Origin of the sequence: Mesorhizobium sp. M0276 (assembly GCF_040321755.1) — a bacterium.
Classification (GTDB): domain Bacteria; phylum Pseudomonadota; class Alphaproteobacteria; order Rhizobiales; family Rhizobiaceae; genus Mesorhizobium.
Genome location: NZ_JAMYSC010000006.1, coordinates 151,458 through 170,948 on the forward strand (window position 1 = coordinate 151,458; position 19,491 = coordinate 170,948).

The 19,491-nt window shown below is 63.8% G+C and carries 15 protein-coding genes and 2 tRNA genes; 8 read left to right on the forward strand and 9 right to left on the reverse strand.

The window, feature by feature from the left end; all coding sequences use genetic code 11:
• Nucleotides 1-33: 33 nt before the first annotated feature.
• A complete protein-coding gene (locus tag NKJ01_RS07315) occupies nt 34-1,662 on the forward strand; it encodes an ABC transporter ATP-binding protein (protein ID WP_352727105.1) in 1,629 nt (542 codons plus the stop codon).
• 29 nt (nt 1,663-1,691) lie between these two features.
• On the forward strand, nt 1,692-2,633 hold the full coding sequence (locus NKJ01_RS07320; protein ID WP_352727106.1) for a 2-hydroxyacid dehydrogenase: 942 nt from the start codon (nt 1,692-1,694) through the stop codon (nt 2,631-2,633).
• On the opposite strand, the gene NKJ01_RS07325 is transcribed toward NKJ01_RS07320, so the two are convergent.
• Nucleotides 2,630-2,992: a hypothetical protein gene (locus tag NKJ01_RS07325; RefSeq protein ID WP_352727108.1), complete on the reverse strand. Its 363-nt coding sequence runs from the start codon at nt 2,990-2,992 to the stop codon at nt 2,630-2,632. The genes NKJ01_RS07320 and NKJ01_RS07325 overlap by 4 nt on opposite strands.
• 117 nt (nt 2,993-3,109) lie before the next feature.
• Nucleotides 3,110-4,027: a class I SAM-dependent DNA methyltransferase gene (locus NKJ01_RS07330; RefSeq protein WP_352727110.1), complete on the reverse strand. Its 918-nt coding sequence runs from the start codon at nt 4,025-4,027 to the stop codon at nt 3,110-3,112.
• A gap of 105 nt (nt 4,028-4,132) precedes the next feature.
• Between NKJ01_RS07330 and NKJ01_RS07335 the strand changes: the two genes are divergently transcribed.
• Nucleotides 4,133-5,143, forward strand: a complete 1,011-nt coding sequence (locus NKJ01_RS07335; protein WP_352727111.1) for a ligase-associated DNA damage response exonuclease — start codon at nt 4,133-4,135, stop codon at nt 5,141-5,143.
• Between the two features lie 4 nt (nt 5,144-5,147).
• Nucleotides 5,148-6,749 (forward strand): cisplatin damage response ATP-dependent DNA ligase, encoded by a 1,602-nt coding sequence (locus NKJ01_RS07340; protein ID WP_352727113.1) that lies wholly within the window; start codon nt 5,148-5,150, stop codon nt 6,747-6,749.
• A 23-nt stretch (nt 6,750-6,772) separates the two neighbouring features.
• On the opposite strand, the gene NKJ01_RS07345 is transcribed toward NKJ01_RS07340, so the two are convergent.
• Nucleotides 6,773-7,951, reverse strand: a complete 1,179-nt coding sequence (locus tag NKJ01_RS07345) for a hypothetical protein (protein ID WP_352727115.1) — start codon at nt 7,949-7,951, stop codon at nt 6,773-6,775.
• Between the two features lie 312 nt (nt 7,952-8,263).
• On the opposite strand from NKJ01_RS07345, the gene NKJ01_RS07350 reads away from it, so the two are divergent.
• A tRNA-Thr gene (locus NKJ01_RS07350) sits at nt 8,264-8,339 on the forward strand.
• A gap of 142 nt (nt 8,340-8,481) precedes the next feature.
• On the opposite strand, the gene NKJ01_RS07355 is transcribed toward NKJ01_RS07350, so the two are convergent.
• Nucleotides 8,482-8,557 (reverse strand) — tRNA-Cys (locus NKJ01_RS07355).
• 278 nt (nt 8,558-8,835) lie between these two features.
• Here NKJ01_RS07355 and NKJ01_RS07360 point away from each other — a divergent pair.
• Nucleotides 8,836-9,024, forward strand: a complete 189-nt coding sequence (locus NKJ01_RS07360; RefSeq protein WP_352604088.1) for a YodC family protein — start codon at nt 8,836-8,838, stop codon at nt 9,022-9,024.
• 123 nt (nt 9,025-9,147) lie between these two features.
• On the opposite strand, the gene NKJ01_RS07365 is transcribed toward NKJ01_RS07360, so the two are convergent.
• The 5 genes from NKJ01_RS07365 to NKJ01_RS07385 form a co-directional block, all read right to left on the reverse strand.
• Nucleotides 9,148-10,728, reverse strand: a complete 1,581-nt coding sequence (locus tag NKJ01_RS07365; protein ID WP_352727117.1) for an indolepyruvate oxidoreductase subunit beta family protein — start codon at nt 10,726-10,728, stop codon at nt 9,148-9,150.
• Nucleotides 10,721-12,874 (reverse strand): thiamine pyrophosphate-dependent enzyme, encoded by a 2,154-nt coding sequence (locus NKJ01_RS07370; RefSeq protein WP_352727119.1) that lies wholly within the window; start codon nt 12,872-12,874, stop codon nt 10,721-10,723. Before NKJ01_RS07370 ends, NKJ01_RS07365 begins: the two co-directional genes overlap by 8 nt.
• Nucleotides 12,875-12,917: 43 nt before the next feature.
• Entirely contained in the window at nt 12,918-13,400 is a 483-nt protein-coding gene (locus tag NKJ01_RS07375) for a MarR family winged helix-turn-helix transcriptional regulator (protein WP_352727121.1), read from the reverse strand.
• Complete coding sequence (locus tag NKJ01_RS07380; RefSeq protein ID WP_352727122.1) at nt 13,400-14,971, reverse strand: phytoene desaturase family protein; 1,572 nt, start codon at nt 14,969-14,971, stop codon at nt 13,400-13,402. Before NKJ01_RS07380 ends, NKJ01_RS07375 begins: the two co-directional genes overlap by 1 nt.
• A gap of 305 nt (nt 14,972-15,276) precedes the next feature.
• Complete coding sequence (locus NKJ01_RS07385; protein ID WP_023758180.1) at nt 15,277-16,068, reverse strand: cyclase family protein; 792 nt, start codon at nt 16,066-16,068, stop codon at nt 15,277-15,279.
• Between the two features lie 118 nt (nt 16,069-16,186).
• On the opposite strand from NKJ01_RS07385, the gene NKJ01_RS07390 reads away from it, so the two are divergent.
• Together NKJ01_RS07390 and NKJ01_RS07395 are read left to right on the forward strand one after the other, a co-directional pair.
• Entirely contained in the window at nt 16,187-17,761 is a 1,575-nt protein-coding gene (locus tag NKJ01_RS07390; protein WP_352727124.1) for a phytoene desaturase family protein, read from the forward strand.
• A 113-nt stretch (nt 17,762-17,874) separates the two neighbouring features.
• Nucleotides 17,875-19,404, forward strand: a complete 1,530-nt coding sequence (locus tag NKJ01_RS07395) for an ABC transporter substrate-binding protein (protein ID WP_352727126.1) — start codon at nt 17,875-17,877, stop codon at nt 19,402-19,404.
• Nucleotides 19,405-19,491 lie beyond the last annotated feature (87 nt).

A 19,491-nucleotide genomic window follows, 5' to 3' on the forward strand; every position in this document is an offset into this window, starting at 1 on the left:
TGCCCTCGATAAAGTTATGGCGGAAGTTGATACATGACTGCTTCCTTGCTCTCCGTTCAGGACCTCAGCGTCGCCTTTAGCCAGGGCGGCGGCCAGTCGACGGCGGTCGACCATATCTCGTTCGACATTGCCAAGGGCGAGACGGTAGCGCTGGTCGGCGAATCCGGCTCCGGCAAATCGGTGTCAGCGCTGTCGGTGCTGAAGCTGTTGCCCTATCCCAGTGCCAGCCACCCCTCGGGAAAGATCCTGTTCCAGGGCGCCGACCTGCTTGCGATGAGCGAGAAGCAGTTGCGGCAGGTGCGCGGCAACAAGATCACCATGATCTTCCAGGAGCCGATGACCTCGCTCAATCCGTTGCACACGATCGAGCAGCAGATCGTCGAGATCCTGAAGCTGCATCAGGGCATGGCCGACCGCCCTGCCAAGGCGCGCACGCTGGCCTTGCTCAACGAGGTCGGCATCCGCGATCCGCAGAAACGCCTCGATGCCTATCCGCACCAGCTGTCCGGCGGTCAGCGTCAGCGCGTCATGATCGCCATGGCGCTGGCCAACGAGCCCGAATTGCTGATCGCCGACGAGCCGACGACGGCGCTCGACGTCACCGTGCAGGCGCAGATCCTCGAGCTGCTGGCCGGCTTGAAGAGCCGCAAAGGCATGTCGATGCTGTTCATCACCCACGATCTCGGCATCGTGCGCAAGATTGCCGACCGGGTCTGCGTGATGACCAAGGGCAAGATCGTCGAGACCGGTCCGACCAAGGAGATTTTCGCCAATCCGCAGCATGCCTATACAAAACATCTGCTGGCGGCTGAGCCGAAGGGCAAGCCGCCGGCGGCCAATGCCGCCGCCAAACCGGTGATGATGGGCAAGGACATAAAGGTCTGGTTCCCGATCAAGCAGGGCTTCTTCCGCCGCACCGTCGACAATGTGAAGGCGGTCGACGGCATCGATGTCACCGTGCGGGCCGGCCAGACGCTAGGCGTGGTCGGCGAATCCGGGTCCGGCAAGACGACGCTCGGCCTGGCGCTGGCGCGCATGATCTCCTCGACCGGAGCCATCCAGTTCAACGGGCGCGACATCAACCAGCTCACCTTCAACGCCATGCGGCCGCTCAGGCGCGAGTTGCAGATCGTCTTCCAGGATCCATTCGGCTCGCTCAGCCCGCGCATGTCGATCGCCGAGATCATCGAGGAAGGCCTGAAGATCCACGAGCCGAAGCTGTCGCCCGACCAGCGCGACGACAAGGTGGCGGCCGTGCTGAAGGAGGTCGGCCTCGATCCGGCGACGCGCAACCGCTATCCGCACGAATTCTCCGGCGGCCAGCGCCAGCGCGTCGCCATCGCGCGCGCCATGGTGCTCAACCCGCGCTTCGTCATGCTGGACGAACCGACATCGGCGCTCGACATGAGCGTACAGGCACAGGTCGTCGACCTGTTGCGCAGCCTGCAGGCCAAGCACGACCTCGCCTATCTCTTCATCAGTCACGATTTGAAGGTTATCCGGGCGCTCGCCAACGACGTCATCGTCATGCGCAATGGCAGGATCGTCGAAGCCGGCCCTTCCCGGCAGATTTTTGAAAATCCGCAAACCGACTATACTCGAGCGCTGATCTCGGCCGCCTTCAAGATAGAAACGGCGCCGGTCGGCATCGTCAGCGAGTGATTTGCGTGCAGAGGGACTAAAAGATCGCAATGGAAAAAGGCCGCATCCTGCTTGCCGTCACCGGCTTCAATCCGCAGCGCTGGCGCGAACTCCTGTCGGTCGAACGCGAGGTGGTGCTGGAACCGGACGGCGCCAGCGATCCTTCGATCACCTATGCGGTGGTGTGGAAGCAGAAGCCGAACCTGCTGGCCTCGCTGCCCAATCTGCGCGCCATCTTCTCGATTGGAGCGGGTGTCGACCATATCTTCGCCGACCCCGGGCTGCCCGATGTTCCGATCGTCAAGGTCGTCGCCGGCAACCTCACCCAGTACATGACCGAATACGTCGTCTGGCGGGTTCTCGACCATCACCGCCAAGGCCTGCTTTACCGGTCGCAGCAGTCGAAGAAGATCTGGCACGAGCCGCAGCAAAGGCCGGCCGGCGACATTTCCGTCGGCATCATGGGCCTCGGCAGCCTCGGCCGCGCGGCGGCCTCGGTGCTGCTATCGCTCGGCTTTGCCGTGAACGGCTGGTCGCGCAGCGACAAGGCTATGGAAGGCGTGGCGACCTATTCCGGCGAGGCCGGATTGATCCCCTTCCTCAAGGCGACCGACATCCTTGTCGTACTTTTGCCGCTGACGCCGGACACCAAGGGCATCATCAACTATGGCGTGCTGAAGGAATTGCGCAAGCGCAACGGCCTCGGCGGCTCGGTGCTGATCAATGCCGGACGCGGCCGCCTGCAAAAGGACGCCGACATTTCGCGGGCGCTGGATGACGGCACGCTGAAGGAGGCGAGCCTTGACGTGTTCGAAGTCGAGCCGCTGCCGAAGACCAGTCCTATGTGGGGACATCCAAAAGTGTTCGTCACGCCGCACGCGGCAGCGACTTCCGACCCCGTCCATCTGGCGCCGATCATGCTGCGCCAAATGAACGCCTTCGAGCGCGGCGAAAAGCTCGACAATCTAGTGGACCGCAAGGCGGGGTATTAGCCAGGCAACGCCAATTTCTTCTGCTTGTCAGGTTGGCCGCACTGGCGTCGATTGATCGACCGGTTCATGGCATCGATCTCGCCGCTCGCCTGGTCGGTGTCGCGCCTGGCCTTGGAGCGCATGTCCGGCGTGAACGGGCCGAAGCCCATCGCCGGGTTGGAGAATGTCGGCTTGGCCGTCGTGGGAAGTTTGTATTGCTGCGCCAACCCGTTGCGCTGCGCCAGCAACTGATCGCACGGCACGCTGTCATACTGCAGGGACGACTGGATGTTGGCGTCCTGGCGTTCCGACATCGAGGTGCCGCCAACGCAGCCGGCGGTCAGCACGCAAGATGCCAAGATCATCATGTTCCAGCGCATCGAGATGCTCCTCCTGATATCGCGCATGATCCGTCCAGATCGCAAATATCAGTCGCGCATGCAAATCGGACTTTTTTTGCAGCACGGATATTCGTGAGGCCGGCGAAGACAGTATCCTCAAGCGGCCGGCAACTTGCCCGCCACAACGACCAGCCCTTTGACGGATTCGCGCCGGTCTTGCCTGATCACGGTCGTTTCCAGGGACAGGACCGAAAATCCGTTGGTGGCCAGGACGTCACGCACATAGAGTTCCGCATGTGCGTAGCGGCGCGACGGCTGCAAGACAAAGTCGCCATTGCTGGCCAGCTCCTCGACCGAAAACGCAAACAGGCCATCCTTGGCCAGCAAGCCGGCAATCGTCCTCACCACGCCGTCGAGCGCACCGACATAGATGAAGACATCGGCGACAGTCACCAGATCGGCCGTCGGGCCGGCATGGACAAAATCCCGCAGATCGGCCTTGCCCAGGACATCGTAGACGCCCTTCGTCCGCGCCTTTCTCAGCATCCTGGCCGAAATGTCGTAACCCTCGAGCCGATCGACGATCGGCCGCAGCCTCTGCCCCATCAAGCCGGTGCCGCAGCCGAGATCGAGCGCCAACGGGAAGCGGCCCCGCCTCGCCGTTCGAATAGCCTGGTCGAGCACCTCAGGCAGCCGGTAGCCCAGTCTGTCGACCAGCGATTCATCGAAGCTGTCGGCATAGTGGTCGAACAAAGTCTCGACGAAGGCGCTGGGCAGCGCGTCGAGCGCCGGCGCCTTGCCGATCAATTGCAGGTTCAGGGCAGCGCCTTGTCGATCCGATGGATCGAGTTGCAGCGACATCGTCCAGGCCCGTGCTGCCAGATCCGGCGCGCCCGCCGCCTGCTGCATTTCGCCGAGACGAAACCAGCCCATCGCCCATTGCGGTGTCATTTCCAGCGCGCCGAGCAGCAATTCAGCCGCTGCCGCGTGAGCGCCGTCCGCATGGAGCATCTCGGCATATTCGGCACGGCGATCGGCGTTCAAGTCGCCGGACGAGGCCTGAAGCGGTTTCATGACGGTTGGTCCTGTCGGCGGATCGATCCAGCGGTGCTGTATGTGGGAGTCAGCAGTCACTTACAACAGGCTTCCCGCGGCGGAATTATATCCTATCTTGCGACCATGCGCGCCAGCGACTTGCTTCATCCCCGGCCCGAGGGCCTTTATTGCCCGCCAGGCGATTTCTTCATCGACCCGGTGCGGCCGGTCAACCGGGCGTTGATCACGCATGGCCATTCCGACCACGCGCGTTCCGGCCACCGCTCGGTGCTGGCGACGCAGCAGACGCTCGACATCATGGGGCTGCGCTACGGCGAGGATTTTGCGGGAACGACGCAAGCAGCCCGGCTCGGCGAGACGATCGTCCTCGACGGCGTCAGCGTCAGCTTCCATCCAGCCGGCCATGTGCTGGGCTCGGCGCAGATATCAGTTGAGCATCAGGGCACGCGCATCGTCGCCTCCGGCGACTACAAGCGGCAGAGGGACGCCACCTGCGCGCCATTCGAGCCGATCCGGTGCGATGTGTTCATCACCGAAGCGACCTTCGGGCTGCCGGTATTCCGTCATCCACCCGATACCGAGGAGATCGCTCGCCTGCTTAAGTCGGCGGCACAGTTTCCCGAACGCTCGCATCTGGTCGGCGCCTATGCGCTGGGCAAGGCGCAGCGGGTGATGCGGCTGTTGCGCGACGCCGGCTACGACAAGCCGCTCTACATCCATGGCGCACTGGCCAAACTCAGCGAATACTACCAGAGCCAGGGCATCGACCTCGGGCATCTGGAGCCGGCAACCGTCGAAAGTGGCGGCAGGGATGATTTCGCCAGCGCCATCGTCGTCGGTCCGCCATCCGCCTTCGCAGACCGCTGGGCAAGGCGCTTTCCCGATCCGATCTCGTGCTTTGCCTCGGGCTGGATGCGCATCCGCCAGCGCGCCAAGCAAGGCGGGGTCGAACTGCCGCTTATCATCTCGGACCATGCCGACTGGGACGAACTGACCGCCACCATCAAGCAGACCGGAGCCGAGGAAATCTGGGTAACGCATGGCCGCGAGGAGGCGCTGGTACGCTGGTGCGAACTCGAAGGCATCGCGGCGCGGCCACTGCACCTGGTGGGGTACGAGGACGAGGGCGATTGATGGCATGAACCGCTTCGCCGAACTTCTCGATCGCCTGGTGCTGACGCCGTCGCGCAACGGCAAGCTGACCTTGCTGACCGACTATTTCCGCACCGTGGAGGATCCCGATCGCGGTTTGGCGCTGGCGGCCATCACCGGCGACCTCCACATCGCGGCGGTCAAGCCGGCGATGCTGCGCACGCTGGTCACCGAGCGCATGGATCCGGTGCTGTTCGGCTATTCCTACGACTATGTCGGCGATCTTGCCGAAACGGTGTCGCTGGTCTGGCCGCAAACGCCCGGAAACATCCCCAACCGCGAACCGACGCTGAGCGAGGTCGTCGCCAAACTGCAGGCGGCAAGCCGTTCCGACGGACCGAAGGTGCTGGCGGGGCTGCTCGATAGCGCCGGCATCTCGGCCCGCTTTGCCATCATCAAGCTGGTCACCGGCGGCCTGCGCATCGGCGTGTCGGCGCGGCTGGCCAAACAGGCGCTGGCGGATTTCGGCAAGGTCGATGTGACCGAGATCGAAGAGCTTTGGCACGGCCTGTCGCCTCCCTACACAGCACTGTTCGCGTGGCTGGAAGGCAAGGCCGAAAAGCCCCGGAGCACGGCGATGGCGTTGTTTCGCCCGGTAATGCTGTCGAACCCGGTGGGTGACGGCGATCTCGAAAAGCTCGATCCGGCCGATTATGCGGCCGAGTGGAAATGGGACGGCATCCGCGTCCAGGCGGTGGCCGAAGGCGGCGTCCGCCGGCTCTATTCGCGTACCGGAGACGATGTTTCGGGCGCTTTTCCGGATCTTGCCGACGCCATGCACTTTTCGGCGACACTCGACGGCGAACTACTGGTCGGCGATCCCCGAGAGGCGACAGGGACATTCTCGGATCTGCAGCAGCGGCTGAACCGCAAGACGGTTACCGCGAAGATGCAGCAGCAATACCCGGCCTTCATGCGCTGCTATGATGTGCTGCAGATCGGCGACGAGGATTTGCGCGCGCTGCCGTTTCGCGAGCGACGCGGCCGCCTCGATACCTTCGTGAAGACGCTCGACCCAAGCCGGTTCGATCTGTCGCCGTTCGTCGAATTCTCGGACTGGCATGCGCTGGAAGAACTGCGGCGGGTACCGCTGCATCCAATCATCGAAGGTGTCATGCTGAAGCGCTGGGACTCAGCCTATGTCGCCGGCCGGCCGAAAGGCCCTTGGTTCAAGTGGAAGCGCGATCCGCACACTGTGGACGCGGTGCTGATGTATGCGCAGCGCGGTCATGGCAAGCGCTCGAGTTTCTACTCGGATTATACGTTCGGTGTCTGGTCCGGTCCCGAAGGCGAGGAGGAGCTGGTGCCGGTCGGCAAGGCCTATTTTGGCTTCACCGACGAGGAGCTGAGGCAGATCGACAAATATGTCCGCGACAACACGGTCGAGCGTTTCGGCCCGGTGCGCTCGGTGCGGGCCGACCGCGACAACGGCCTTGTGCTGGAAGTCGCCTTCGAGGGGCTCAACCGCTCGACCCGGCACAAATCCGGCGTCGCCATGCGCTTTCCCCGCGTATCACGATTGCGCTGGGACAAGCCGGCCAACGAGGCCGATCGCATCGAGACGCTGCAGGCCCTGCTCGACCGCTAGAGCGGCCTTTTCAGCGTCGGGGCTTACGGCTCGACCGAAACACGGATTTCGTAGATGTCGGCGGCCTTGCCCTGCTTGTCGAAGTCGGAATTGATGGCGATGGTGCCCGCAGAGCCGGGACGCTTGTCGGGAAACTTCACGTCGAACAGATATTCGTTCTGCTGCTGGCCGACCGCGTAGCGCTTGCGGCCGCAATCGCCCAGTTCGCCGAAATTGCAGTCGACGGAAACTTGCGTCTCCTTGCCTTCCTCGGAGCGGGCAATGATGTCGAACACGGCATGTTTGCCGGCGAGCTTCTCCAGCACGCCTTGCCCGACATCGAAGCTGATCGCCGAACCGGACGCTCCAGAGCGTATGCGCAGGAACGAGCCGGTATCGTCCTTCATCACCTCGGCCTTGGCGTCCGACGGGGCGCTGACATGCGACGCGTCGGTCGGCGAAAACACGTTGATCCAGTCGTGTGCCTGATCCGCGGCACCGGGCTTTGCCGGTCCGCCGGGCGGTGTGAAATCGTCGTCGTTGACGGTCGGCGGCGCCTGCGGCGGGGCAGTATCAAGCTGCGCCTGTGTCTTGAAGACGCCGGTCTGCACGGCGAAGAACAGGCCGATGCCAACAGCGGCAAGCAGCGTCACGGTCAGGAAGATGGCGGTCAGCGGCAGGCGACGTCCCCTTATGCGCCGTTCATCGCGATCGGGCGTCACTTCCGCGGCGGCACCGGCCGGGGCGGGAGCCGCCATGTCGATGGACGGGGCGTCGGGAACGGCAGCGTCCGGCATGATATCGGGAACGACGGGCAGTACGCGCGAGCGCGGCGCATCTGAGGCAGAGCGCGGCGCATCTGAGGCAGAGCGCGGCGCATCCGACGCAGATTCCGCGGGCCCATCGACGACGACTGCGGGAGACGGTGACTGTTGGCCGGTTTCGACCGCAGGCGCAGAGTCCGTACCAAGCTCGACGGCCGGCGCGTCGCCCTGCGGGCCGACATCCGGCACCGCCGGCAGGAACTCGGATTCGATTTCGGTGATTTTCGCCTGGATTGCCTTCCGGCGCTTGATGGCAAGTTCCACGGTCACGTCCGGATTGGCCTTTAGCGCGCGATCGAGCGCGGAAAAAGCCGCACGATAGACCCTTTCGCGGAATGCGCGGTCCTCGGCATTGCCTTTCTCCAAGGCATTCCGGATCGCTTTTTCGATCGCGTCCAAGCGGGTCCCTCTGTCCGTTCGCCAACCTTGCCGTGATCGTTAGCCGCAGGCGGCCAATCAATCAACGGGCGAACGGCGCATTCTGCCTTGGAGAGGTATGCAAAGTCCATTGCGGCGCTGTTCCGGCAACGAAATCAGCATGTTTCATCGATTTGCACGCGCCGGAGGCACGCAGCGACCGATTTGCGAGCAACGCGGCGGCCGGCTTTCGACGACTGCATGACACGCTCGCATGAATCGCCAAGTCGCATCTTGAATTCGCGGCCGGTTGCGTCTATCAACCCCCGCATCTTGGAGGCCTTGGCCTCCCGGGCCGCTTTAGCTCAGTTGGTAGAGCACCGCATTCGTAATGCGGGGGTCGCGTGTTCGAGTCACGCAAGCGGCACCATCCCCCCAAAAGAACTATTGATGGCGCCCCACTGGCGCTAAGCCCCTTGCGTCCGGCCTATCATTTCTTTGGTGATTGTGTTCCTGAATGCTTGCCGGACGGGATTGGCATCCGCTGATGGTCCGACAGCAGCTTGGAAAGGTGGAGGCCTCGCCTCGGGATCGAACCGAGGCTTCAGAGATTTGCCGTCTCCAGCGTAGCCGCTCCGCCACGAGGCCATCGGTGTCCAAGTAACGGCCAAATGTTTACGGAAAGGTTAAGACCGAGCAGATCGATCGAACCGCCGCGAACCACACCGACCAGAACGGTCGGCGACCCTCTCGACCTCACCGAAATTCACCCGCGATGCATCGCCTTCGCACCTGTTCATGCTCACGACGTCCTGGCCCGTCGTCGCGCTGCTGGTGCAAAGGAATGCGGCGCCGGCGAAACACATCTGCCATTGTCGAGGCCCTGGTTTGGTGTGAAACTCGTGGCCTCAGCATGGGAGGTCAAAATGCCCAATACTTTCAAGACTGGAGACGTCGTCAGGCTGAAATCCGGGGGCCCCAGGATGACGGTGAGCGATAGCGCTGCCTCGGGCATGTATCTGTGCCACTGGTTCAATCGCGAGGGCGAAGTGTGGACCCCGCAACATGCCGGGTTCAAGCCTGAACAACTGATTGCGGCCGAACAGTCGGACTAGCGGCCAGGCTGACGCAGTGTGCCGGAGGCGTGGTCGATGCCTTTGGCGAAGATGCGCTCGCCCTTCGCCCGTGTCGCCGCCATCCGAAGGGCCGCCGGCCCCGATGGGTGCCTGCCAGCTATTTCAACTGACTGGATCCGGCCCCAGCGTCGCCACCGTCTTCAACGCGCCGTCGAGCATGTCGCCCTTCTCGTCCTTCAGCGCCATCTCGCGCAGGCGACGGATCCAGTCGGCGGCATCCGCTCGGCCCTTGACCAGATCGAGCGCGGACAGCACGCGGTCGAATTTCGACTGGGCGCGGACATGGGTGTCGCTGTAGCCCTTGATCAGCCGGCGGCAATTGAGGATCTCGACGGCCAGCGCGTAATCCCGGGGCACATGGTCGAGCGCCAGCGCGTACCAGCGATCGAGATGCGCCATCTCGACCTTGTGTCGCAGCAGGCGGCGGCGCCAGCGGCGCAGGCCGCCGATGAACCACAAAGCGGCAAAGCCGGCGAAACTGTCGGTGCGGATGCGGCGGCCATGGTTGATGCGACGATCGAGAAAGGCGGCGAGCTTCGGCCGGTTCTCGATGTAGCTGCCCAATCCCGCCGGCAACGTGCCGCAGAACTCCTCGATGCGCGGGTGGAAATATTCGGTCACCTGCAGGATCGAGCCGTCCTTGACGCCGACCTCGTGGCGCACGCGCCTGTTGCGTGTGGAGCGTGTCTTCAGATCGGCGACGCGGATCATATCGTCGTAACACAGCGCATTGGCCAGATGCTTCGCGGCAGCGATGGACAAGCCATATCCGCGATCCGGCCCGTCCAGCGCGACCGCCTTGTCCAGCCGGTCGAGATACTCGCGCCCGTAGGCGATGTCCTGATAGTCGACGACCTTTCTCAGGCCCCGAAGCGCCATGTCGCACACTGCCACGGGCATCAGATCGATACGGGCGGCCAAGGCCTGCCAGCCTTGCAGCAGGTTTTGCGGACCGCTGACGCGCCCGGCGCCCAGGACAGATTCGACAAGCGCGGGCTCAGCTTGCTTCTGCGCCGGCGCTGCCGTACCGCGCGTGCGATCGAACGCAGCACCGAAGGCGGCGAGGCTGGCCTTGACGCCCCGGCCACCGGCACCGATCGCCTGTTCGTAGCTCTCGCGAGAGAACGGCAGGGCGTCGGACCCCGCCAGCGCGCCAAGCAGGCTGGCCGAGATCATCGAGCCATTGTCGGCGGCGATCTTTTCCATGTCGAAAGCGATGAAGCGCTTCGCGGCGGCTTCCGCCGTCGCATGCACTTTGGAGGACGAGGCGCGGCCATCGCCCGGTTCGATCTTTTCCGACACGGCAGCGATGCGATGCGACGAGGCGATCAGCGTGGTACGCTCGGGCGTGACGAAGCCGCGGATGATGGCGCGGCCGGCTTCCATCAGTTCCGCCGCGATCAGGATGTCGACGTCACCTTGCGAGGGCGACAGCGCGAAGACCGGCAGCCGGCCGGTGTCGCGGGCCATCTCGACATAGTAGATGGTGGCGCCGGTGCGCTGGGCGACGCCGGCGACCGAAGTCGATTGCGCAACGTAGCCGCTGCGCTCGGCGACATCGGTGATCCAGTCGGCCAGCACGCCGCCGCCCTGGCCACCGACCGCCAGCACGGCAAGCTTGATGACGCGCTCGCCGTCCTGGGCGCCGGGCCGGGCGCGAAATGGCGGGACAGCGTCAAGCATCGGCGAAGGTCAGGCGCCGGCTTTCGCGGCGGCGCTGCAACAGGCTGATGATGGCGCGGCGCACCGCTTCGAGGGCGCGGTCCCAACGGCTCGGATTGTGCACGACGTCGGCACGGTAGAAGGATGGGCACAACACCGCCGCATCGGCGACCTCGCCGCAATTGCCGCAGCCGACGCAGCTCTGGTCGATATGCGCCACCGGATCGTCGCGCAGTGGATCGTCGAGCGACTTGACCGACAGCGACGGACAGCCCGACAGCCGCATGCAGGCATGGTCGCCGGTGCAGACGTCCTCGTCGACGCCGAACTTCGGTTTTATCACCCGCTCGCCGCCCTTGATTGCCTTGTCGACCAGCGGCTTTTCGCGGCGCTGGCGGTTGAGCATGCATTCGGACGAGGCGACGATGACCTTCGGCCCCTTCTCGTCCGTCGTCAGCGCCTCACGCAACGTGTCCTGCATCTTGGTCACGTCATAGGTGCGGTCGACATGGCGCAGCCATTTGACGCCCATCCCTTTCACCGCCTCAGTGATCGGATGCTTCGTCGACTTGGTCTTGTTGCCCGCGCGGGACGACAAGATGTCCTGCCCACCGGTGGCGGCCGAATAGAAATTGTCGACGATGACGATGACGCCATCGTTCTTGTTGAAGACCGCATTGCCGATCGAGGAGGTCAGGCCGTTGTGCCAGAATCCGCCATCGCCGACGAAGGAGATCGAACGGCGCTTGGCATCGGGCGAGTTGAATGCCGAGGCCGAGGCCGGCCCCAGCCCGTAGCCCATGGTGGTGGCGCCGAGCTCGAAAGGCGGCATGATCGAAAACAGATGGCAACCGATGTCGGAGGCGATGTGGTGCTTGCCGAGTTCCTGCTCGACCAGCTTGGTCGCGGCAAAGATCGGCCGCTCCGGGCAGCCGATGCAGAAACCGGGCGGTCGTCCTGGAACGACATTGATCAGGTCGGCTGTATCGACGCCGTCGCCGACCTTGTTGGGGGCGCGTACCTCGCCCGGCAGCAGATGCGGCGCCTCGGCGCGCAGGAAGGCGCCGATGCCGTCGAGCACGACCTGGCCGGTGTATTCGCCGGCCATCGGCAGATGCTCCTTGCCGACCAGCCTGGTGCCTCGCCCGGCCTTGTGCAGCATCGCGGCGAAGGCCTGTTCGATGTAATTGGGCTGGCCCTCCTCGACGACCAGCACCGACTGCTTGCCTTCGCAAAAGGACAGGAACTCGTCGTCGATCAAAGGGTAGACGGCGTTGAGCACGTAGAGCGGCACATCGGTGTCGCCATAGGTGTCGGCAAGGCCGAGACGTTGCAACGCGCGAATGACCGAATTGTACATGCCGCCCTGCATGACGATGCCGACCGAACCATGATCGGACCCGAAGAATTCGTTGATCCTATTCTTGGCGATGAAATCCACCGCCGCCGGCCAGCGCTTCTGCACCTTCTCCTTCTCATGCAGGAAGGAAGCGGGCGGCAGCACGATGCGGCCGGTGTCTCGACGCGGTGCGTCGAGCGCATCGGCGACCGTCATCGGCGGCCGCTTGTTGTCCTTGGCGATGAAATGGCCATGGACATGGCAGCAGCGGATCCGGACCTGCAGCATGACCGGCGTGTTGGAAATCTCGGACAGCTCGAAGCCGTCCTCCACCGCCTTGACGATCGACGGCAGATTGGGGCGCGGATCGAGCAGCCAGACCTGGCTCTTCATAGCGAAGGCATGGCTGCGCTCCTGCATGATCGAGGAGCCCTCGCCGTAATCCTCGCCGACGATGATCAGCGCGCCGCCAGTGACTCCGCCGGAGGCGAGATTGGCGAGCGCGTCGGAGGCGACATTGGTGCCGACGGTAGACTTGAAGGTCGCCGCACCACGGATCGGGTAGTGCACCGAGGCGGCCAGCATGGCGGTGGCTGTGGCTTCCGAAGCGCTGGCCTCGAAATGCACGCCGAGCTCGCCCAGAATGTCCTGTGCGTCGGCCAGCACGTCCATCAGGTGGCTGATCGGCGCACCCTGGTAGCCGCCGACATAACCGACGCCGCATTGCAGCAGCGCCTTGGTGATGGCGAGGATGCCTTCGCCGGCAAATTCCTCGCCGGCGCCGAGCCGAAGCTTTTCGACTTCCTTGGCAAAAGACCGTTCGGCCATTTTTTCAATCCTTCCGTTGCCGCCCGAGGCCGGCGGCATAGGTCTAGATATCGTGCTTGCGAATGTTCTTCAGCATCTTCTGCAGCGTCGCGATCAGTGCAGAGTATTCCGCATCGTCGACGTCGTCGAACATCGCCTCGAACGCGTCATGCATGGCCGGCCAGGCGCGGGTGAACTCGGCGCGGCCCTCATCGGTCAGGAACACGTGGCGGATGCGGCTGTCGGTGACGCCCTGCTCGCGCCGCACCAGGCCCTGGCCCTCAAGCGAGTCGAGCGTCCGGCTCAAGGTCGACTGCTCAATGACGGTATAGACCGAGAGGTCGTTGACGGTGATGCCGTCGGTGACCGACAGCACGGCGAGCGTGCGGACCTGCGGAATGGTTAGCCCCTGCTTGCGGAAATCGTCGCGCAGGGTGGCATTGTAGCGGCCCATGATGCGGTTCATCAGATAGGGCGCGAATTGCTGCAGGCCGATCTGCCCCAGGGTCGAGATGCGCTGGCGCTTTTGCGCAACCTTCTCTTCCATCACAGCCTCCCCGCCAGGAGAAAACCGGAGCCGCCACCAAGGCCCGCACCCGGATGGGTCGAGGCGCCGATATGGTAGAGGTTCTTGATGCCGGTCTGATGGTTGCGGCTGGTCTTGAACGGCCGCCACAGGAACGACTGGTCGATGGTCGAGGAGCCGCCATAGGGGTCGCCGCCGACCAGATTGATGTTCATCGCTTCGAGGTCTGCGGGCGAATAGGCGCGGCGCGCGATGACACTGGCCTTGAAGCCGTCGATATGGTTGGCAAGGATCGCTTCTGCACGGTCGGCATAGGTTTCCCGCAGCGCGTCCGTCCACTGCCCGTCGGCGGGTGCCTGCAGCTCGCCAGCGGCGTCGCCCTTGATGTGGCGGGGCGCCTCGGGCAGCTGGAGCCACAGGATCGCCTTGCCCTCCGGGCAGCGCGACGGATCGAGCGCGTGCGGCTGGCCGACACAGATGGTCGGCACCTCCGGCAGCACGCCGCGCGCCGCCTCATTGCAGGCTTTCGACACGCCATCCAGTCCCGGCGTCAGGTGCAGCAGGGCGACCTTGTCCAGGCCTTCGCCGCGCCATGCCGGCGGCTTGCTCAGGGCGTAGTGGATCTGGAAATTGCCTTTGCCGTAGCGGTATTTCTGCGTCGCCTCGACATCGGCTTTGGGCGCATCCGCGCCGAGCAGCCGGCCATAAAGCTGCGTCGGCGTGACCGAGCAGATGACGCTCTTCTTGGCATGGACGGTTTCGCCCGAGGCCAGCCGCACACCGGTGGCGCGGCCCCCGGTCACCATGATTGAGGCGACGTCCGCTTCTGTGGAGATGACGCCACCGCGTTCGATAACGAGCGCCTCGAAGGCCGACAGCAGGTTCTTCGCCCCACCCTTGACGATCGGCGCTCCGGCCGCTTCCAGCGCGAAGGCAATGACCTTGGCGATCTGGCCGGAGAACGCGTCCTCCGGTCCAAGACCGGCATGCAAAACCCAGGGCGCCCACAGTGCGTGGATGGTATCGGACTTGTAGGTGCTTTCAAGCCAGCTCCGTGCCGGCACAAGCGCCTCCCCTAGAAAGGCGGCAAGGCCGCGTGGGCCACGCCGCCAGGCATCGCCGGCCAGCAGCTTCGCGGTCGGATAGGACCACAGGCTGCCGCCAAGCAGGCCGAACAGCAGGCCGGCATTGCGCTCGATACCGCCGATATCCTCCGCGTGCCGGTCGCCGTCGCCTGCCGCGATCGCATTGAGGGCGGCGACATTGGCGGCGCGGTCGGTGCTAAGCACGGCATGGCTGCCGTCCGGCCGCAGCACGCCGGTCGGCGTGCCGGTATGGCAGAATTCCAGCCCGTGCCGGGCAAGATCGGCGCCGAGTGCCGCAAAGGCCGGCGAGGTGATGAACAGGACGAAGGTCGTCGCCATCACATCATGGATGAAGCCGGGCGCGGTGATCTCCTCTGTGCGTATGCAGCCGCCAATGCAGTCATTGCGCTCCAGCACGAGCACCTTGGCACCCTTGCCGCCAAGCATCGCCGCGCAGACCAGCGCGTTGATGCCGCTGCCGACGATGATGTGATCGGGCGCCTTCATCGACACTTGCTCTCCATCTCCGGGAGATGCGATTCAATCGAACGAGGTCGCGTTCCTTCGCGCCCCCCTCTGTCCTGCCGGACATCTCCCCCTCTTGGGGGGAGATCGGCTGTCACAACTGCTTTCGCCAATCTGTAACGCTGCAGGAACGAACGGGGTGCCGAAGCTGCCAATCTCCCCCCTTGAGGGGGAGATGTCCGGCAGGACAGAGGGGGGCGCCGTAGAGCGCTAGCGCTGCACGGTTGCCACACCACCAACCCGGTTTCGCCTACACACATGATCTTCTCCCGAAGACCCAATCTCACCTATTGCTTCGAAACCAGCGCCAGCGCGCGGATCGGGCTGCCGGTGCCGTGTTCGATCTTGAGCGGTGCGGCGATCAGGATGGCGCCCTTCGGCGGCAGCTGGTCGAGGTTGCAAAGGCTGGCGAGGCCGTAACGGTTGGCCTTGTGCATCAGCGTGTGCGCCGGGAATGGCGGCTCCATTCCCCCTGCCTTGCCGGCATCGGTGCCGATCGTCTCTGAGCCCCAGCCCTTGATGTTCTTGCTGATCAGGAACTGGATGGCTTCGGCTGTCGGGCCAGGCGTATGCGGGCCGGTCTCGTTCGCGTTGAGGAACTCGGCTTCCGAGCCGTTGCGCTTGTACCAGTCGGTGCGCATCACCACCCATTCGCCGGCATTGATGGCGCCATGCCTGGCTTCCCAGGCCTTGATGTGGTCGACGGTGAGCAGGAAATCAGGGTCGGCGGCGGCTTCCTTCGAACAGTCGATGACATTGACCGGGCCGACGAAATTCTGCGCCGGAATGGTGTCGGTGGCGCCGTCGGCATAGTCCTTGCCGGAAATCCAGTGCTGCGGCGCATCGAAATGCGTGCCCGAATGCTCGCCGAGCTTCAGCCAGTTCCAGGCCCACCACGGGCCTTTCTTGTCATAGCGGGAGATCGAGTGGATCTCGATCTTGGGTGTGTCGACGGCGAGTTCCGGCGGCAGCTTGATCAGCGGCGTGTCGGGTCCGAGCGGCGCCGTCAGGTCGACCACCTTGATGGCGCCAGAAAGAAGCTGGCCGGCGACTTCGCCGAGGAGTTTTTGGGTGTCCATGGTCTCTGTTCCCACTTTCATGTGATGATCAAGGCTCGTCTCGGCCCTTAATATCCTACTAGACGAAAACATATGCATCTGCAATTATCTTTAAGCATAAAGGAAATGGGACCGGGGCGTGAGCGAATTTGACGCCATCTTTGTCGGGGCCGGCCACAACACTCTGGCATGCGCCGCGCATCTGGCGCTCAAAGGCTGGAAAACCGGGATTTTCGAGCGCAGTGCAACAATCGGCGGCGCCGTCCAGACCCGCGAATTCACCCTTCCCGGCTTCCGCCACGACTTCGGCGCAATGAACCTGAGCCTGTTTGCCGGCTCGGCCTTTCACCGGAAATATGCAAATGAATTGAAAGTACAGGGGCTCGAGTTCGCCCCGGTCGCCGATTGTTTCGCCAGTGCCTTTCCGGACGGTCGCTGGTTCGGCGTCAGCAACGATCTGGAAAAGACCACCGCGCGCATGGCCGCCTTCTCCGCCACTGACGCCGCAACATGGCGCAGACTGGTTGCCGCGTTTCCGTCGGAGGCCGAGCATCTGTTCCGGCTGCTGGGCTCGCCGATGAGCGCCCGCGCGCTGGCGGGTACCGCGTGGAACCTGTGGCGCAAGAAGGGCATGTCCGGGGCGCTCGATACCGGGCGCCTGCTGCTGTCCTCACCGCGCGCCTGGCTGGAGGCGACCTTCGAATCGCCTCATATCAGGGCAACGCTCGCCACCTGGGGCATGCATCTCGACTTTGCTCCCGACATCGCCGGCGGTGCCGTGTTCCCCTATCTGGAATCGATGGCCAACCAGAGCTTTGGCATGGTGCTGGGCAAGGGCGGCGCCGACACCATCATCCGGGCATTGTCGGGCATCGTCACATCAGCCGGCGGCAAGATCGTGACTGGCGCCGAAGTGGCCGAGATCACGGTTTCCGCCGGCAGGGCGACCGGTGTGAGGCTCGCTTCCGGTGAGACTCACACCGCCACCAAGGCTGTGATCGCCGGCGTCGCGCCGAAGGCGCTGACTGGCAAGCTGTTGCCCAATGGTTCGGGCGACACTGGTTTCGACACGGCGATGCAGAAATTCCGCCATGCGCCGGGTACAATGATGATCCATCTGGCGCTGGACAATTTGCCGGACTGGTGCGCCGGACCCGAGCTTCGGCAATTCGCCTATGTGCATCTGTCACCGTCGCTCGACGCCATGTCGCGCACCTATCAACAGGCGATGGCGGGCATGTTGCCGGACGAGCCGGTGCTGGTTGTCGGCCAGCCGACCGCGATCGATCCGTCGCGGGCGCCTGAGGGCAAACATGTGCTGTGGGTGCAGGTGCGCATGCTGCCCGCCGAAATCACAGGCGATGCCGCCGGCAAGATCACGCCGGCGCATTGGGACCAGGTCAAGGAGGTCTACGCCGAGCGCGTCCTCGACATGATCGAGACCTACGCGCCTGGCTTGCGAAACAAGATCCTCGGCCGCGCCGTCTTCTCGCCCATCGATCTCGAGCGTGAGAACCCGAACCTCGTCGGTGGCGATCAGGTTTGCGGCAGCCATCATCTGGCGCAGAATTTCCTGTTTCGCCCAGCGCGCGGTTACGCCGGCTGGAACACGCCGGTGGCGCATCTGCATCTTACTGGAGCTGCAACTTGGCCTGGCGCCGGCACCGGTGCGGCTTCCGGCTACATGCTCGCGCAACAGCTTGGCGGGAGGTAGGAGCGACAATCGATAGAGGCCACGAGAGGCAAGGCGCTGCTGCCCACGAAGCCTGAACCAATGAACTGACATTGCCGCGCGACGAAAACAGAAAACCAACAAGGGGAACGACCATGACAATCAACAGACGCGAATTGCTGGGATACAGTGCCGCGGCACTCGGGGTCGCCGCCGTCGGCCTGCCGCAGATCGCCAAGGCGGCCGCCGGTGAACTGACCATCGCATATAACGTCAACCTGCCGTCCTGGGATCCGACCACCGGCCCCTCGGCCGTCAACCCGACGATCCAGGGGCTCTATCAGTCGGTGTTCGACCAATTCATCCCGCAGAAGCCAGACCTGTCCTTCGCGCCGGGACTGCTCACCGAATGGGGCTGGAACGACGACCGCACCAAGATCATGATGACGGTACGCGAAGGCGTGACCTGGCACGACGGCTCGCCGTTCACGGCCGAAGACGTGGTCTGGTCGCTGCAGCGGGCGGGTGACGAAAAGACCGGCAACCCGATCCAGTTCGTGTGGAAGAACGTCAACAACTTCAAGATCGACGGCAACAAGATCATCGGCGACGTCGTGCAGTTCGACCCGGTGTATTTCAAATGGATGTCGTTCCTGACCGGCTACATCATGCCGAAGGCCTATTACGAGAAGGTGGGCGCTGAAGGTTTCGAGAAAGCGCCAATCGGTACCGGCCCCTACATGGTCGAAAAATTCGAGCGTAATGCCTTCCTGCGGCTGAAGGCCAACCCGAACTACTGGGGCGGCAAGCCGGCCTTCGAGAATATGACGATCAAGTTCGTCACTGACGCGGCGAGCCGCGTCGCCGAGGTCGAGTCCGGTTCCTCGCAGGTGACGCTCGAAATTCCCTACGAGGAATATGACCGGCTGATCGCCAAGGACGGGCTGGCCGGCTCGTGCAAGAACGTCTCCGACATCGGCATGATCTTCTTCAACGACATCGAGGCGATGCTGGACAAGAACGTGCGCCAGGCAGCCGTCATGTCGATCGATAAGAAGCTGTTGGTCGACCGCCTGCTGCGCGGCTACGGCCAGCCGATCGACACACTGGAGACGCCGGAATACGCGGCCTACGACGCGTCGATCAAGGTCGAGCACAATCCGACGAAGGCCAAGGAACTGCTGGCCGCCTCCGGCTACTCGCCGGAAAAGCCGGTCAAGTTCACCATCCAGACGACCAAGGGCTTCAAGCCCAAGGACTATGAGATGATCCAGGCGATCGTCGGCATGTGGCGCAAGGTCGGCATCGAGGCGACGATCGAGGTCTACGAGATCGCCAAGCACTACGAGCTTCGCGCCGCCGACAAGCTGGCACCGGCCGCCTTCTACAATTGGGGCAATGCCATCGGCGATCCGACCACCTCGACCGGCTTTGCCATGTATGGCCCGAGCCCGCATTCGGTATGGGACAGCCAGGACCTGATCGACATGATCAACCCGCTGTGGGGCGAGAAGGACGAGGCCAAGCGCATCGTCGGCTGGAAGGCAGTCGACAAATACATCGCCGAGCAGGCCTATGTGCTGCCGCTGATGCAGTATTCGCAGCCGATCGTGCATGCCAAGGGCGTCAACGTGGTCCAGCATGTGTCCGGCGCGCTGCTGCCGGCCTTGATGACCCCGGCCTAACCGGCCTGAAATTGCGGCGCGCCGTCCATAGCGACGGCGCGCATTTTCTATCCGGCATACGAGCCAGCGGGCTCCTGCAAAGATTTA

What these genes read in the sequence shown, in the direction of transcription:
- NKJ01_RS07375 (WP_352727121.1), bottom strand. Translation starts at nt 13,400, where the DNA reads ATGGAAGAGAAGGTTGCGCAAAAGCGCCAGCGCATCTCGACCCTGGGG.
- NKJ01_RS07330 (WP_352727110.1), bottom strand. Translation starts at nt 4,027, where the DNA reads ATGAAACCGCTTCAGGCCTCGTCCGGCGACTTGAACGCCGATCGCCGT.
- NKJ01_RS07325 (WP_352727108.1), bottom strand. Translation starts at nt 2,992, where the DNA reads ATGCGCTGGAACATGATGATCTTGGCATCTTGCGTGCTGACCGCCGGC.
- NKJ01_RS07365 (WP_352727117.1), bottom strand. Translation starts at nt 10,728, where the DNA reads ATGCTTGACGCTGTCCCGCCATTTCGCGCCCGGCCCGGCGCCCAGGAC.
- NKJ01_RS07335 (WP_352727111.1), top strand. Translation starts at nt 4,133, where the DNA reads ATGCGCGCCAGCGACTTGCTTCATCCCCGGCCCGAGGGCCTTTATTGC.
- NKJ01_RS07320 (WP_352727106.1), top strand. Translation starts at nt 1,692, where the DNA reads ATGGAAAAAGGCCGCATCCTGCTTGCCGTCACCGGCTTCAATCCGCAG.
- NKJ01_RS07385 (WP_023758180.1), bottom strand. Translation starts at nt 16,068, where the DNA reads ATGGACACCCAAAAACTCCTCGGCGAAGTCGCCGGCCAGCTTCTTTCT.
- NKJ01_RS07360 (WP_352604088.1), top strand. Translation starts at nt 8,836, where the DNA reads ATGCCCAATACTTTCAAGACTGGAGACGTCGTCAGGCTGAAATCCGGG.
- NKJ01_RS07380 (WP_352727122.1), bottom strand. Translation starts at nt 14,971, where the DNA reads ATGAAGGCGCCCGATCACATCATCGTCGGCAGCGGCATCAACGCGCTG.
- NKJ01_RS07370 (WP_352727119.1), bottom strand. Translation starts at nt 12,874, where the DNA reads ATGGCCGAACGGTCTTTTGCCAAGGAAGTCGAAAAGCTTCGGCTCGGC.
- NKJ01_RS07395 (WP_352727126.1), top strand. Translation starts at nt 17,875, where the DNA reads ATGACAATCAACAGACGCGAATTGCTGGGATACAGTGCCGCGGCACTC.
- NKJ01_RS07315 (WP_352727105.1), top strand. Translation starts at nt 34, where the DNA reads ATGACTGCTTCCTTGCTCTCCGTTCAGGACCTCAGCGTCGCCTTTAGC.
- NKJ01_RS07340 (WP_352727113.1), top strand. Translation starts at nt 5,148, where the DNA reads ATGAACCGCTTCGCCGAACTTCTCGATCGCCTGGTGCTGACGCCGTCG.